The 15214-nt window shown below is 53.2% G+C and carries 12 protein-coding genes; 8 read left to right on the top strand and 4 right to left on the bottom strand.

The genetic code is table 11. The features are described from left to right. Positions 1-269 precede the first annotated feature (269 nt). Positions 270-1151 carry a hypothetical protein gene (locus BMX58_RS03120; RefSeq protein ID WP_131814028.1) on the top strand — a complete coding sequence of 294 codons (882 nt, stop codon included), beginning with the start codon at positions 270-272 and terminating at the stop codon, positions 1149-1151. A gap of 462 nt (positions 1152-1613) precedes the next feature. Here BMX58_RS03120 and BMX58_RS03115 read toward each other — a convergent pair whose 3' ends face one another. From BMX58_RS03115 to BMX58_RS03105, 3 genes are read right to left on the bottom strand one after another with little or no spacing between them, the layout of a single operon-like run. Further along, complete coding sequence (locus tag BMX58_RS03115) at positions 1614-2933, bottom strand: class I adenylate-forming enzyme family protein (protein ID WP_068621806.1); 1320 nt, start codon at positions 2931-2933, stop codon at positions 1614-1616. Then, positions 2924-4117 carry a thiolase family protein gene (locus BMX58_RS03110; RefSeq protein ID WP_204243751.1) on the bottom strand — a complete coding sequence of 398 codons (1194 nt, stop codon included), beginning with the start codon at positions 4115-4117 and terminating at the stop codon, positions 2924-2926. Before BMX58_RS03110 ends, BMX58_RS03115 begins: the two co-directional genes overlap by 10 nt. A gap of 3 nt (positions 4118-4120) precedes the next feature. Then, a complete protein-coding gene (locus BMX58_RS03105; RefSeq protein WP_068621808.1) occupies positions 4121-4801 on the bottom strand; it encodes a MaoC family dehydratase in 681 nt (226 codons plus the stop codon). A 324-nt stretch (positions 4802-5125) separates the two neighbouring features. Here BMX58_RS03105 and BMX58_RS03100 point away from each other — a divergent pair, with 324 nt between their 5' ends. The 5 genes from BMX58_RS03100 to BMX58_RS03080 all read left to right on the top strand — a co-directional run bounded on the left by BMX58_RS03100 (position 5126) and on the right by BMX58_RS03080 (position 12227). Beyond that, a complete protein-coding gene (locus BMX58_RS03100; protein WP_068621810.1) occupies positions 5126-5845 on the top strand; it encodes an ABC transporter ATP-binding protein in 720 nt (239 codons plus the stop codon). Beyond that, positions 5842-6939: an ABC transporter permease gene (locus BMX58_RS03095; protein WP_068621812.1), complete on the top strand. Its 1098-nt coding sequence runs from the start codon at positions 5842-5844 to the stop codon at positions 6937-6939. The genes BMX58_RS03100 and BMX58_RS03095 overlap by 4 nt, the downstream gene beginning before the upstream one ends. 12 nt (positions 6940-6951) lie before the next feature. Next, positions 6952-7500, top strand: coding sequence for a flavin reductase family protein (locus BMX58_RS03090; protein ID WP_068621814.1), 549 nt, complete (start codon positions 6952-6954; stop codon positions 7498-7500). A gap of 199 nt (positions 7501-7699) precedes the next feature. Further along, positions 7700-9898, top strand: coding sequence for a DNA topoisomerase III (locus BMX58_RS03085; RefSeq protein ID WP_068621815.1), 2199 nt, complete (start codon positions 7700-7702; stop codon positions 9896-9898). A 154-nt stretch (positions 9899-10052) separates the two neighbouring features. Beyond that, entirely contained in the window at positions 10053-12227 is a 2175-nt protein-coding gene (locus tag BMX58_RS03080) for a type IA DNA topoisomerase (protein ID WP_068621818.1), read from the top strand. A gap of 340 nt (positions 12228-12567) precedes the next feature. On the opposite strand, the gene BMX58_RS03075 is transcribed toward BMX58_RS03080, so the two are convergent. Continuing rightward, positions 12568-12909: a heavy metal-binding domain-containing protein gene (locus BMX58_RS03075; protein ID WP_068621819.1), complete on the bottom strand. Its 342-nt coding sequence runs from the start codon at positions 12907-12909 to the stop codon at positions 12568-12570. A gap of 199 nt (positions 12910-13108) precedes the next feature. Between BMX58_RS03075 and gloA2 the strand changes: the two genes are divergently transcribed. Both gloA2 and BMX58_RS03065 read left to right on the top strand, forming a co-directional pair. Further along, entirely contained in the window at positions 13109-13489 is a 381-nt protein-coding gene (gene gloA2, locus BMX58_RS03070) for an SMU1112c/YaeR family gloxylase I-like metalloprotein (protein WP_068621926.1), read from the top strand. A gap of 379 nt (positions 13490-13868) precedes the next feature. Next, positions 13869-15212 carry a PTS sugar transporter subunit IIC gene (locus tag BMX58_RS03065; RefSeq protein ID WP_084253805.1) on the top strand — a complete coding sequence of 448 codons (1344 nt, stop codon included), beginning with the start codon at positions 13869-13871 and terminating at the stop codon, positions 15210-15212. Positions 15213-15214 lie beyond the last annotated feature (2 nt).

Raw genomic sequence — 15214 nt, 5'->3', positions numbered from 1 at the left:
TAGATCCTCGATTCTATCTCTTCAGTCAAATTCATCCGAATGGCATTAGCAAGTAGGGGTTCCGTAACTCAACTAATGCGATAAAAAAACCGCAGTTGAATATGATACGCACATGCTTATCACAAGCTAATCTATCAATATAAACAGCAAATGTGCTCCCGTATAATGGGGTTGCATAGATACGATCCGGGATGCGTGCTGATGTGTGCATTCCCTGGGAAAGAGGGTAAGGTTGATGAAGCCATCCAAAATGTATGTGGGCTTTGGTTATGAAAAAGGTAAAAAATATCTTCCTCATTCTTTTTCTGGCACTTCCCATGGTGGGCTTTGCTGTCGGCGGTTTCCAAGGGATTTTTGTAACGATGCTTGTCTTGCTGTTTGTGATAGGTTCCTATTTTGCCTTCCTGATGTCCTCAAAGATGTCGGGATCTGAAGTTGAATATTTCAGTTTTGATAGGATGCGTTCGTTTTTGGAATCTTCGTGGGCAGGACCTCAGCTAGCAGAATTAAGCGAAGCGATGCCCGCCGTTCCGATAAACGACTTTATCCAGGTGGACTACAGCTTGTTTGTAGCCTTCAAGAGATACTTCGCTGGTGGGTTGCCTGATGTTCAAAAAGAAGACAGGTTGCTTTCCAGTTACGGCAATTCTGTAGTTACTGTGGACGGTGCCGTGCGGGGATTCAGCTATAAGTTTGAACAGGAAGCTAACGACAGCAAAAAAATCGAAGTGGAGCGTTGCTATGCAGTGCATAGAGATTATCTGCAGGAAACGCTCCTGCGGTATTACTTGGAAAAATATCGGAATGCTTTCCTTCTTTTGCAAAGGGAGGCGCTGTGGTCAAGGTATTTGCAGCCGAATCTGCTTGCTTGGAAAAGAGTAGCCAAGGAAAACCAAAAATTAGCTTTCGGCCTTGGCGAACAGGCCGAAAGTTGGGCGAAGGAACAGTACAAAATGTATTTTACAACGGGGGACAGGACCCGCTTGCCGCTGGACTTCGGAAGCTTGGATGCAGCGTTCAGGCAAGAGCTGTACGCATTCGTCAAACGACATAGGCTGATGATCGATAAAGCTGAAGTCGAGAGAAAACTAACGAAAGAAATAGACCAAAGCAGATCAGATCTGGAAAAATGTTTGTGCTATTTGACTTAATGAAGGGCAGCCGCAAAAACAAAGATGAAAAAAGCCTATGCAGATTCGACTCGTGAATTCTGCATAGGCTTTTTAATGTGGGCAGGATTTTGTTCAATGTCATTAACTTAAGCGACTTGACAACTGTAAAAAAAGTGAGGCTGCATAATGCATCCTCGCTTTTTTTGACTGCGGGGTGAGAGATTGTCGGATGTCGCTCGCGCATTCGACAATTCCAGTGCGATGCGGAATCAAATTGCCGAATGTTTCTTGGCATTCGACAAACTCGGCCCGATGCGGAAGCACATAATCGAATGTTCCTCACCTATTCGACAATTTCGAGCCCCTGTGCTGAGCGGTTTGTTTTCCTGGGATTATTCGCTTGTCAGAAATGAACGAGACAGTGGAAATGAGAGGATTTATCTCCGATTTCCACTGTCTCTTATTTGTCAGTACCCTTAAGTTAATGACATTCGGATTTTTTCAATCCTCGCACGTCAATTTGCTGTAGTCCGGTTTGCCGCTGGTGGTCAGAGGAAGCTTGTCGATGAAGAATATTTTTTGAGGAGCGGCTTGTTTGGAAAGCTGGCTGCTGCAAAAGTGCTTGATCTCATCCGGTTTCAGATCCGGATCCGCCTTGACGATCCAGGCGGCTACCTTCTGGCCCCGCAAGGGATCCGCTATCCCCTTCACAACGGCTTCGGAAATGCCGGGGCAGCGGTTCAGGACCTGCTCCACTTCCTTCGGCCGGATTTTGATGCCTCCGCTGTTGATGATGTCGCCTTCGCGGCCCGTCAGAAAGAGATAGCCATCCTCGTTGATTTTGCCCAGGTCGCCAACGGTTGCGAAAGGGCGGAAGTCCGGGGCGAGGTAGGGGCTTTCCACCCAGATCAAGCCATCGCGAAGGGACACGTGCACCCCCGGGAAAAGCTTGCCGATGCTGTCTGGATATTTCTCCAGATCGGCAAAGGAAGCGTAACTGACATGCCCCAGTTCGCTGGCTCCGTAGTATTCGCAAAACCGGGCAGCCGGGAAGCGTTCCGTGAGTTGCCGGGCCGTTTGGAAATCCATTTTTGCCCCACAGCTGACCAGCGCGCTGATTTGCTCCAGCGGTTCATCGAGCGCATGCAGCAGGAGCCGGTAATGGGTGGGCACCATGAAAATTGCGCTGACCTGATGGGCTGTGATTTCCTGGACCCAAGTCCGCGGCGAACGGTTTTTCCCGAAAACGAGCGTTCCGCCAGCATGGAGAAGATGAATGGCGCTGTTCAGGTTGCCTGTGTAGACCAAAGAACCGACCAGGTAGAGGCAAGTCTCGCTGGACAAATGAAATACTTGGCTTTGGGCCGCAAAGGCGCTGGTCCAGCTTTGGTGATCCCTCCAGATGAGTTTGGGGTTGCCCGTGCTGCCGGAACTGAAGGCGCCCAGGAAAAGGTCGCTCGGCTTGATTGCCGGCAGCTGCTCCGCGCTGTCCTCCGGAAGGATGAAAGTGGGATCAATCAGCAGCGCAGCCTGTATTTTCTTTTCGGTTTGCAGTCTTTTGTCCGCGGGTAAAGATGGGTCCAATAGAACGGCAATGCCGCCGGCGCGGACGGTTGCCAGCAGGTACAGGATCTGTTGGATAGGGTCGTTCAATTGGATGGCGACCCGGTCCCCTTTCTGCAACTGGCTGGCCAGTCGGCGGGAAACCGCATCGACCTCGTTTTCCAGCTGAAGATAAGTCAAGCGTTGACCGCTGTGGATCAGGCAAATTCTTTCGGGCTGTTCCTGCGCCCATTTTTTCAGGTTCCCGTCTATGCGCATGGATCGGTACACCTCTCAATCAGGATGGAGACGGCTTGGCCGCCCACAGCGCCCACCGTGGCGATGCCCAGGGAGCCTTGCTGCAGTTCCAGTACTTTCAGGAGGTGCAGCAAGATGATGGCCCCCGATGCTCCGTAGGGATGACCGTAGGCAAGGGCGCCGCCGAGCACATTGGTCCGTTTCGTCTCGATGCCGAGTTCCCCGCAGCAAGCCAGCACTTTTGCCGCAAAAGCTTCATTGATCTCGAAGGCGCTCACCGCGTCCAACGTGATGCCGGCTTTTTGGGCCAGATTCCGGACGGAAGGGACCGGACTGAGCGGAAACAGGTTGGGATCGCAGCCTGTGCAGTCCGTAGCACGGATGACCGCCTGCGCTGTCAGGCCATATTTTTCCAGAGCGCGTTTTGAACACAGCAACAGGGCGGCGGCGCCGTCGTGTTTCAGGCAGGCGTTGCCGGCAGTGATCCTGCCGTCCGCGATGAAGGCGGGGGGCAGCCGTTTGAGGAAATCCAGGGACAAACCGGGCAGGATGCATTGATCCTTTTCCAGCAGTGTGCCGTCCTGCAGCGCAAGCGGAGCGACAATGTCCTTCAGCGAGCCGTTTTCCCAGGCCGCCTGGGCTTTTCTGTGGCTTTCTAAGGCATAAGCGTCCATCTGTTCCCTCGAGATGCCCATCAGCCGGGCCACGTTTTCGGCGCCTTCCCCCATATCGGGGTCGCCGATGGCCGGGGTGGAGAAGGGGGCGCGCTCATAGCTGATGCCATGCCCTTGGAAGCGGGGATCCTTCGGGTTGAATTGCCTGAGCGGAGCCATGCTTGTGCTCTCGACTCCGCCGGCGATGACGAGGTCGCTTTCCCCGGCTGCGATCCGGCTAGCTGCGAATTGAACAGCGCTCAGGCCCGAACCGCATTGGTAGTCGAGGGTGTGGGCAGGGATGGCATAGGGCCAGCCGGCTTCCAGCAAGGAAACCCTGGCGAGGTTGCCGCCGGGGCCAACGGCATTGCCCAGCAGGACTTCATCGATGTTTTGCGGCTCAAGCTGAAATTTTTCAAGCAGCTCATTCAAAATTTTGGCCGCCAACTGTTCGGGCAAAAAACGCTTGAGCTTGCCGTTTGTTTTGCCGATGGGTGTGCGCAGACCGCCCACAATATAGACTTCCTTCATCGCGTTGATTTGTGCGTGCATGTTTCAAGCCTCCCATTTCAATTTCAAGTGCAGCTGATTCTGAACCTTGCCGCATAAAAGATCATTTTGCAGATAAAGGGCAAGGTCTTCGCCGGCATAGAGCGGACGCTTGTACTGGACGGAGAACCGCCGGCAGAAAATGCCTTGGAGCGCCAAGGCATCTTCGATGGCCAAGAGGCAGAGCATGCCCGGCACAACCGGATGATCACCTTGATGGATGCCGTTGCGGTCGCCGCTGAGTTGGGTGTAACGCTTGATATCGCCCGGGCTGAAACTTCTGCGCTGGATGGGCTGTTCCGCAGGGCAGGTTTGCCCTCCGACCGCTTTTGTATCGTTTTTTTCGTTTTCCCGCTTCGGCCTGACCAAGGTGGAGGTCAAAGCGAGCAGCGTTTCGCCTGCATGGCTGATGGTCACCTCGCAAGTCAAACAGTCCAAGGCGTCGCTCTCGATCATTTTGGTTATTTTGCCGGCCAAGGCATAGTTCTTGTTTTGTTCGAGGCAGCCGGTGAAAAGGCATTCCTGTTTGGCCAAATAAAAGCCGTCGGGGACCTCTTCTGCCAGCACGGCCAATGCCAAGGCGGCCCCGATAGTGGGCGGAATCCGAGTTTGCCAATCATGGTTCAAACCCAGCGTTTGCTGCCAGGCAGCCACGCTGTCGCGGCTCAATATCAGTGTTTTTTCCAAAGCGCTTCCTCCTGTCCAGAAAAAGGTAACACAGGAACAATCGTGCGTCAACCTATGTTTGTTTAAGGGTGACAATGTAATGCGGGCTGCTGATTGATCCGGGTTGGCAAGCGGCAGAAGCAGGCTTTCGTTTGGATGAAGCTAGTGTCCCGAACCGAAGAGGACTATAATATAAAGAAAGAGGATCCGTTTTTGTCGGTAAGCCCATCCGGACATTTCGATAGACACCCTCCCATTCAGGACGCCCGGCGTTGGGTGACGAGCATTGGCCTGAGCGTTCAAAGCCAACCAAAAAAACAGATTCGGAGAAAGCGGGATTTGCCTATGCATGCGATTGAGGTCCAGCACGTTTCAAAAAAGTTCAAGCAGCAGCGGGTTTTGGAAGATATTCATTTTACGATCGAGCCGGGCGAAATTGTCGGCATCATCGGACCTTCAGGGACAGGGAAGACAACCTTGATCAAGTTGATGCTGGGGATGGAGAGCCTGGATACGGGCCAGACAAAAATCTGTGATAAGCTGATGCCCAATTTTTCAGTATTGGCCAAAGTGGGGTATATGGCCCAAGCGGATGCCTTGTACGAAGAATTGACGGGCAAAGAGAACTTGGCTTTCTTCGGGAATTTGTATGGCTTGAAAAAAGATGTGCTGCAGAAAAGGCTGGATTATGTCGCTCAAGTGACGAATCTGACGAAAGATTTATCCAAACGCGTGTCAGGCTATTCCGGAGGGATGAAGCGGCGCCTGTCTTTGGCGATCGCGCTGCTGCACAATCCGGACATACTCATTTTGGATGAACCGACTGTCGGCGTCGATCCGATCTTGCGGCAAGGCATCTGGCATGAGCTGAATGAAATCCGGGACCAAGGTAAAACGATTGTGGTCACAACCCATGCCATGGACGAAGCCAGCCGCTGCGACAAGCTGGTCTTGCTGAACCATGGGCGCTTGATCGCTTTGGGGACCGCTGCCGAAATGATGGCGCAATTTGACGTGCACAGCATTGAGGAAGTTTTTTTGGCAGCGGGGGGTGAGGAAGAATGATCGCACTTGCCATCGCCAAACGGATTTTCATCCAGATGTTCCGGGATAAGCGGACACTGGCCTTGATGTGGTTCGCGCCTTTGATGATATTCACCTTGATGTATTTTCTGTTCACTTCTTCGGGTTCGGACTCGGCCTACAAGGTGGGGGTCTATAACCTGGATCCGGAAATAGTCGAAAATCTGGAAGCCAATCATTTGGAGGCCGCCGTCTTTCCGAGCGGAGAGCAGGTGGAGGAAAACATCGAAAACAATCAATTGGTGGCTTTCATCGCACAAAAAGCGGACGGCTCCATCGAGATTACCTATGAGAACAGTGCGCCTGCCAAGAGCGCGGCCGTCAGGGCAAAACTCCAAGGAGCGCTGGTAAAACGGCAATTGGGCGCCTTCGCGTCGCTCGCCCAACAGGCGGCAGCAGCCAATCCGAGCCTGGCTCAAGCTGTTCCGCAACAGACGGCTGTCACGGAACAGTACCTGTATGGCGAAGCGGATTCCGATTATTTCTCGACCATCAGCCCGATCTTGCTTGGCTATTTCATCTTTTTCTTGGTCTTCCTGATTTCGGGGATGGCCCTTCTGCGGGAACGGACAACCGGAACGCTGGATAAGCTGTTGGCGGCGCCGGTCCGAAGGGGTGAAATCATTGCTGGATACCTTTTGGGGTACGGATTTTTTGCCTTTATCCAAACCTTGCTGTTGGTCGAGTTTGTTGTCCGGGTTTTGCATGTCACGGTAGCCGGAAGCCTAGGGTTGGTGATGCTGATCACCTTCCTGACGGCGCTGTTGGCACTGTCTTTCGGTGTGCTGCTGTCGACGTTCGCCGCCTCGGAATTTCAGATGGTGCAATTCATTCCGGTCGTGATCATTCCGCAAATTTTCTTTTCAGGGCTCATCGAGATCGGCATATTGGCGGAATGGCTGCAGGTGTTGGCTAAATTCATGCCGCTCTATTACATCGGGAATGCGCTGCAGAGCGTCATGATCAAAGGGACAGGGTTCGGGGATATCAGGAATGATTTGGCGGCCATTGTTGTGTTCATCGGTATTTTTACGATTCTGAACATCGTAGGTTTGAAACGCTACCGCAGAATATAGGGGGAATCGATTATGACATTGGTGGAATTGCCTATCGAGAAAGCATTCACGTTCATAGAGCCTGGGCCGGTTTTGTTGCTCACGACAAACGATGAAGGCAAAAATAACATCATGACCCTTTCGTGGCATATGGTGATGGATTTCACACCACGGATCGCACTTTCGACGGGGCCGTGGAACCACTCGTTCACGACCTTCATGAAAACGAAGGAATGTGTCCTGGCCGTTCCGACGGTTGACCTAGCCGAAAAAGTGATCGGAATCGGCACCTGTTCGGGGACGACAGTGGACAAATTCAAGGAATTTGGCTTGACGCCATTGCCGGCAAAAGGTGTTGCGGCCCCATTGATCGCCGAATGCCTTGCCTGCCTGGAGTGCAAAGTCATCGATTATGTCGAGCCCCATGGGATAGTCGTTTTGCAGGCCGAACGGGTGTGGTGCGACAACGACCGAAAAGAACGCCGGACCTTCCATGCCAATGGCGACGGCACGTTTGTGGTTGACGGGGAAACCCTCGATTACCGCAGTCTGATGGGGAAATGGGTTCCGGAAGGCGTTTGATCGCAGCGGATCCCACAATCCGGTGATCGAAAGGGGGACGGCTTCAGAAAAATACAAGAAGGGCAGGATTCCTGAGCGGATCTGTTCCTTCTTTTTTTTGCGGCCCTCTCAGTATCAAAGCTAAGCTCCCTTTAAAAATTCTGTGATTGTGATATAGTAGGACCTGACGAAACGAGAGATAAGGGAGCAAACATAAATTATGGGTAAGAGTGTAGTAATAGCTGAAAAACCATCGGTGGCGCGCGACATCGCCCGCGTACTGCAGTGCGAGAAAAAGGGCCAGGGATACTTGGAAGGGAAAGACTATATCGTCACTTGGGCATTGGGCCATCTGGTGACGCTGGCCGATCCGGAAGCCTACGATGTGAAATACAAAAACTGGAACTTGGCGGATCTGCCGATGCTGCCGGAAAACCTGAAGCTGACGGTCATCAAGCAGTCAGGCAAACAGTTCAACGCCGTCAAATCGCAACTGGTGCGCAATGACGTCTCCGACATCATCATCGCAACCGATGCCGGCCGCGAGGGGGAACTGGTCGCCCGCTGGATCATCGAGAAGGCGAAAGTCAACAAACCGGTCAAACGGCTCTGGATTTCGTCCGTGACGGACAAAGCCATCAAAGACGGCTTCAAGAACCTGAAGCCTGGGAAAGCGTACGAAAATTTGTATCAGTCGGCTGTGGCCCGTTCGGAAGCGGATTGGTACATCGGTCTGAATGCGACCCGCGCGCTGACGACCAAATTCAACGCCCAGTTGAACTGCGGCCGCGTCCAGACGCCGGTCGTCGCCATCATCGCCAGACGCGAAGAGGAAATCAAAAAGTTCCAGCCGAAGACGTTTTACGGCATCGAAGCCCAGACCGATACGAAATTGAAGCTGATTTGGCAGGACGCCAAAACGAACGACACGAAGAGCTTCGACCGCGACAAAGTGACAGCCATCGTCAAAAAGTTGGATAAGCAGCAAGCGACGGTTGTGGCGGTCGACCGCAAACCGAAAAAAGCCTATGCGCCCGGACTTTACGACCTGACCGAACTGCAGCGCGACGCCAACAAACTCTACGGCTATTCCGCCAAAGAGACGCTGAACCTCATGCAGAAACTCTACGAGCAGCACAAGCTGTTGACCTATCCGCGCACGGATTCGCGCTTCTTGTCGAACGACATCGTGGCCACCTTGCCGGACCGGCTGAAGGCCTGCGCCATCAAGGAATACCGCCCGCTCGTCAACAAAGTCTTGGCGAGTCCGATCAAGGCGAACAAAGCCTTCGTCGATGACAGCAAAGTCTCCGATCACCACGCGATCATCCCGACCGAAGAGTTTGTCCAGATCGGAAAACTGTCGGCGCAGGAACTCAAAATCTACGACTTGGTTGTGAAGCGCTTCTTGGCTGTGCTGTACCCGGCCCATGAATACGAGCAGCTGACTCTGCGCGCGGATATCGGCGGCGAGCGCTTCGTGGCCCGCGGGAAGACAGTCACTGCTGCCGGCTGGAAAGAAGTCTACAGCAACCGCACCGCGGATGATGAGGAAATGGAGGACGGTCTGGAGGAACAGGCGCTGCCGAAAATCGAAACCGGCGATGTACTGGCGATCCGTTACGTGAGCGAGACTTCCGGACAGACGAAACCGCCTGCCTACTTCAACGAAGCGACCTTGTTGACGGCGATGGAAAATCCGGCCAAATACATGGAAACGACCGATAAAGCCTTGGCGCAGACGTTGAAGGAAACGGGCGGATTGGGTACCGTGGCTACGCGCGCCGACATCATCGAGAAGCTGTTCAACTCATTCCTGATCGAAAGACGCGGGCAGGAAATCCATGTCACCTCCAAAGGCAAGCAATTGCTGGAGCTGGTTCCGGAAGAGCTGAAATCCCCGGCTTTGACGGGCGAATGGGAGCAGAAGCTCGAACAGATCGCTGCCGGCAAGCTGAAGAAGGACGCATTCATCAAAGAAATGAAGGCCTATACGCAAGCGATCGTCTCGGAGATCAAGACGAGCGACGGCAAGTTCAGGCACGAGAACATCTCGACAAAAACCTGCCCGGAATGCGGCAAACAGATGCTGGAAGTGAACGGCAAAAAAGGCAAGATGCTCGTGTGCCAGGACCGCGAATGCGGCTACCGCAAGAATGTGGCGCGCGTCACCAATGCCCGCTGCCCGCAGTGCATGAAGAAGATGGAACTGCACGGCGAAGGAGACGGCCAGATCTTCACCTGCAAATGCGGCTACCGCGAAAAACTGTCGGCCTTCAATGAACGCCGCAAAAAAGGCTCCGGCGGCAAAGCCGCTAAGCAGGACGTCCAAAAATATCTGAAGAAACAGAATCAGGATGAAGCGCCGGTCAACAACGCCTTGTTCGAGGCGCTGCAGAAACTCAAGCTCGACGACTAGCGAACGTTACGAAAAAGGATTGCGGAGGCATTTTTTATTGCCGCCCGCAGTCCTTTTTTCGATCGGTTTCCGGAGGTGTGCGTATGTTATAATCGTAGGGTATCGATTGCCGCAACAAGAGAAGACGGCAATCCTGTCAAGGAGGAAGTTTGAGATGAAAACAGTCATTTTGGCCGAAAAGGCTTCGCAGGCGGCCGCCTACGCGAGCTCTTTCCAAAAGAAGGCGACGGTTGCCGGCAATTACGTGATCCAGGACAGCCTGTTCGACGGCGAAACGGTCATCGTCCACGCTTCCGGCCATCTGTTGGGCTTGCTGCAGCCGGAAGAATACGATCCGAAATGGAAAAAATGGAGCCTGGAGCACTTGCCGATTTTCCCGGAAAGCTACAAATACAAGATCCAGTACGGCAAAGGCAAGCAGATGGCGAACATCAAGCAGCAGCTCAAGGAAGCCGACCGCATCATCATCGCCACCGACTCTGACCGCGAAGGGGAAAACATCGCCCGCTCGATCATCCGGCACGCCGGCGCGGAAAAGAAGGAAATGAAGCGGCTCTGGATCAACAGTCTGGAAACCAACGAAATCCGCCGCGGGTTCACCGAATTGCTGGACGGAAAGGACACCTATCCGTCCTACATCGAGGCCCAAAGCCGGGAAATCGCCGATTGGCTGGTGGGCATGAATCTGAGCCGGCTGTACACGATCGCGCTGCAGAAAGCCGGGATCAAGGAAGGCGCCTTTTCGGTCGGCCGCGTGCAGACGCCGACGCTCTTCATGATCTACAAACGCATGAAGGAGATCGCGGCCTTCAAGGAAGAGACGCATTACGAGTGCCTGGCCCGGATCACGGTCACGAACGGAACCTTCGAAGCCAAGTATCAGCACGAATTCGAATCGAAACAGGCGATGAAGGCGTTCATTACGGGTAATCAACTGGCGGCGGAGATGCCCGCCACCATCAAGCGTTATGAAGCCAATGAAAACAAACGGGAACTGGCGCCGCGCCTGTATTCGCTGAGCGATCTCCAACGGGCAGCCAATGCCAGATTCAAGATGGGTGCAAAAGACACGTTGGCTACCGTGCAGTCGCTGTATGAGGCAAAGCTGCTCTCCTATCCGCGGACCGATTCGACGTTCATCACCAAAAATGAATTCGCCTATCTGAAGGCCAATCTTGCCGGCTATTTGGGGATTCTGAGCCATACCATCGGCAAGCCGAATCTGATTCCGCGCAAAAAATACGTTGATGATGTTAAAGTGCAGGAGCATTACGCCATCATCCCGACGAAAAAAGTGCCCGATCAGGCGCGGCTCACGAAACTGAATGCGAACCAGCAGAAAATCTATGACCTCGTCCTGCGCCGGACAATGGCGATGTTCGAGGAGGACTTCATTTACGATGAACCGACCATCACAACGGATATCGGCGGACTGGACTTCGTGGCATCCGGCAAGATCATCAAGAATCTGGGCTGGAAGAAGCTGGAAGGCAATGCCAAGAAAAAAGGCGAACCGGAGGACAAAATCCTGCCGATGGTCACGGTAGGCGAAACCGGAACGGCCGTCCTGGCGACGAAGGAGAAAAAGACCACCCCGCCGAAGCCCTACACAGAAGGCACACTGATCGCCGCCATGAAGAACGCTGGCAAAGAGCTGGATGATGCCGAGGACAAGGCGATCCTGAAGGAAACGCACGGCATCGGAACGGAAGCGACCCGCGCCGGCGTCATCGAAAACCTGAAGGACAGGGGCTACATCACGGCCTCGAAGAATCAGCTGGCGATCACCGAAAAGGGCACGCTGCTTTGTGAAGCCGTGGCCGGCAACAAAATGAGCGATGTCGCCTTCACGGCCGAGTGGGAAAAATATTTGGCGAAAATCCACAAAGGCGAGGGCGACCAGGGTTATTTCCTGGAGAACATCAAACACTTCGTCACGGAAATCCTCGGCACGAAGAACGAGATGCTGCAGTCCGAAGGGATCGCGGAGCGCATCGATGCGGCCAGCGATGGTGCGGTCGTCGGCGTTTGCCCGGTCTGCGGGAAGGAAGCGATCATCAAGGGCAGTTACCTCCAATGCCAGGACTACGGCGACGCCTGTCCGTTCCGGATTTCCCGCTACATCGCCCGCCGTTACCTGTCCCCCGAGGAAGCCAAAGAGCTGTTGGCCCGCAAGGAAACGAAGCGGTTGTCGGGCTTCAAGAAAAAGGACGGCAAAAGCTTTTCGACGGCCCTGCTGCTGGGGAAAGACGAAGCCGGCAATTATGCCGTTTCCTTCAAACCGTTCGCTCCGAGCAAGAAAAAGCCGGTGCGGAAGAAGGCATACTGAACAGAAAAGCTGCCTCTTTTGTGAACGGGGCAGCTTTTCTTTGTCGTGGTGCGCGCCTTCCGGTCGCCGGAGGAGCGGGCCGGAATATGTGCACAACTCCGATGAGGAGTTGCTCGCCGGAGCAAAGCGCCAAAAAAGTTGCCCACCTCCGGGGAAGCGGTGCTCACAGGAGGTGAGCAAGCAGAATGTGGGCCGAACTCCGGCGAGCCTGCGTTCACCGGAGAAGACAACAGCCGCCATCTCCCCACTACTGCAACGAAATGTCGTTGCACAGGATGTTACCGGTAAACAGCGAACCGGGGCAGCCCCGCAATGAGGCAGCCCCGTTTTTTCAATCATTTTAGCCTAAATAATCCGATTCATCCATCAATTTCACGGCGGTGCCGCTGCAGGTGACCATCAGCATGCCGTTGTCGGCGCCCAGTACTTCATAATCCATTTTCATGCCGATGATGGCATTTGCGCCTTTTGCGGATGCGCGATCTTCCATTTCTGCCAAGGCATTTTCGCGCGCGACAGCCAGTTCATCCTCATAGCTTTTTGAACGGCCGCCGACGAGATTGCGGATGCCGGCTCCTAAATCCTTGAATACATTGATGCCTGTGATGACTTCCCCGAAAACGATGCCTTGATAAGCCGTAACTCTTTTTCCCTCGATATGGGCGGTTGTTGTAATAATCATAGGATGTACCTTCCTTTCTTCCTGACGACGAAACAATCAGTTCAACAAATCGATTATAACTTTCTGAAGATATCCTCATTATATCAAAAGTACAGCTGGAATAGAAACAGAAATCGTTGCGATGCTCGCGCGATTAACGTGTGCGGAAGGGTGCACAATGATAGAATGGAAGAAAGCCGAAACCGAAAGGAATGTTACCATGAAATTTGAAAAAATTCACCACGTGGCGATCATCGCCTCCGACTACGAAGTTTCCAAAGCTTTCTACACCGAGGTGCTGGAATTGCCGATCATCCGCGAAAACTACCGGGCCGAGAGGGATTCCTACAAACTCGATCTCAAACTGGGGGAGAGCGAAATCGAACTGTTCTCTTTTCCGAATCCGCCTCAGCGCAAGAGCGGTCCGGAATCGGTCGGGCTGCGCCATCTCTGCTTCTATGTGGAGGATGTCGAGGCGACTGTCGCTGAATTGAACCGCAAAGGAGTGGAGACCGAACCGATCCGCTTGGACGACTACACGAACAAGAAATTCACTTTTTTCAAAGATCCGGACGGCTTGCCGCTGGAACTGCATGAATGATCGATACACGGTAGCCAGGGATGTCTCATTTGAGGCCTCCCTATTTTTTTTGCCCAGCCCATGCCGGTTCCTGAACTCCGGTGAGGCTACGGCTCACCGGTGGACACCGGTAATAATCGGCCGCAGCTCCGGGGAAGCAGGCCTCATCGGAGCACGCATACCAAACGCAAGCCGAACTCCGGCGAAGCCCTGTTCACCGGAGCAGCGCGGTTTTGGTGCCCGTCCGCTAGAAATGGATCCATCAAAAATTAAATTTGTAAACACAAATATAAAATAGGTATTTACAACAATTGAGAAAGGGGTTACAATGTGAAAAAGAGAGTTGGAGGAGGCAACTCGGTTAACGAACAGAATGACAAACAGTTTAGGAGGAAAAAGAATGGAGAACGCGAAGTGGATTGAACGATTGAATATGATTGCCTATAAGATCAATGATTTAAAATACATCATCGCAATCAAAAATGCCTTTTCAATGTTATTGCCGGTCATCATCACAGGTGCCTTTGCCACGTTATTTTCGAATATGGTGTTCGATCCGATCAACGGACTTGCCCAGTTTGAGGCTTTACGCTTTTTGGAACAAATGAAACCGATTACGCAGGCGATCAACTATGCCACCATGAATCTGATGACGATCGGTGCCGTCTTCCTGATCGGGATCGAAGTCGCCAAACTGAACAAAGTATCCGACCATTTTGCCGGTCTGTTGGCGGTCATCAGCTACATTGCGACGATCCCGACAGCGATCGAAGTTTTGTTTGAGGAAACGCCGGTTCCGGTGACGAATGTCCTTTCCAGCAATTATACAGGGTCGCGCGGCTTGTTCCTGGGCATGTTCATCGCCATCGTATCCGTTGAACTTTATACGTGGTTGAGCAAACAGGAAAAACTGAAGATTTCGATGCCCGATACCGTGCCTACGAACGTTTCCCGCGGTTTCTCCGCCTTGATCCCGACCATCCTGACGGTCTCCATCATTGCGGCCGGCGCGCATCTGATCTTCATGATCACCGGATTGACTTTGTACGACATCATCTACACGACCATCCAAGCGCCGCTTGCGAAAGTCGTACAAGGCTTGCCGGGCATCCTGCTTCTGATGTTCGTCTCGCAGATTTTCTGGGTGATCGGAATCCACGGCAACCAGATGATCAAACCGATCCGCGAGCCGATTTTGTTGGCTGCCATCGCTGAAAACACTGCCGCTTTTGAAGCCGGCAAGGAAGTGCCGCACATCATCAATATGCCGTTCTGGGACATGTACATGAGCATGGGCGGATCCGGCGTCACGATTGGTCTGCTGATCGCCGTCTTCCTCGTTTCGAAACGCGCCGACTTCAAGGAAATCGGCAAACTTTCCGTAGGACCTGGCATTTTCAACATCAACGAGCCGCTCATCTTCGGCATGCCGATCATGCTGAACCCGATCATGGCGATCCCGTTCATCTTGACGCCCCTGGTCACGGGCACGATCGGCTACTTCGCGACAGCGATCGGATTTGCCGGCAAAGCGGTCGTGATGGTTCCATGGACAACACCGCCGTTGATCAGCGGGTACTTGGCGACAGCCGGAAGTCTTGGTGCGGTCGCAACGCAACTGATCTGCATCGTCGTTTCCGCGCTGATCTATCTGCCGTTCGTGAAGGCCAGCAACCGTGCGCTTGCGGTGGACACAGAGGCAGAAACAGAAAGAAAAACAGAAACGGCAACTGCTGTTGAATAATG

The sequence above is a fragment of the Trichococcus ilyis genome (assembly GCF_900109135.1).
GTDB lineage: Bacteria > Bacillota > Bacilli > Lactobacillales > Aerococcaceae > Trichococcus > Trichococcus ilyis.
This window is presented reverse-complemented; position numbering and strand designations above follow the sequence as displayed.

Coding starts and splice junctions, on each gene's coding strand:
- BMX58_RS03120 (WP_131814028.1), top strand. CDS start 270: ATGAAAAAGGTAAAAAATATCTTCCTCATTCTTTTTCTGGCACTTCCC.
- BMX58_RS03115 (WP_068621806.1), bottom strand. CDS start 2,933: ATGCGCATAGACGGGAACCTGAAAAAATGGGCGCAGGAACAGCCCGAA.
- BMX58_RS03110 (WP_204243751.1), bottom strand. CDS start 4,117: ATGCACGCACAAATCAACGCGATGAAGGAAGTCTATATTGTGGGCGGT.
- BMX58_RS03100 (WP_068621810.1), top strand. CDS start 5,126: ATGCATGCGATTGAGGTCCAGCACGTTTCAAAAAAGTTCAAGCAGCAG.
- BMX58_RS03095 (WP_068621812.1), top strand. CDS start 5,842: ATGATCGCACTTGCCATCGCCAAACGGATTTTCATCCAGATGTTCCGG.
- BMX58_RS03090 (WP_068621814.1), top strand. CDS start 6,952: ATGACATTGGTGGAATTGCCTATCGAGAAAGCATTCACGTTCATAGAG.
- BMX58_RS03085 (WP_068621815.1), top strand. CDS start 7,700: ATGGGTAAGAGTGTAGTAATAGCTGAAAAACCATCGGTGGCGCGCGAC.
- BMX58_RS03080 (WP_068621818.1), top strand. CDS start 10,053: ATGAAAACAGTCATTTTGGCCGAAAAGGCTTCGCAGGCGGCCGCCTAC.
- BMX58_RS03075 (WP_068621819.1), bottom strand. CDS start 12,909: ATGATTATTACAACAACCGCCCATATCGAGGGAAAAAGAGTTACGGCT.
- gloA2 (WP_068621926.1), top strand. CDS start 13,109: ATGAAATTTGAAAAAATTCACCACGTGGCGATCATCGCCTCCGACTAC.
- BMX58_RS03065 (WP_084253805.1), top strand. CDS start 13,869: ATGGAGAACGCGAAGTGGATTGAACGATTGAATATGATTGCCTATAAG.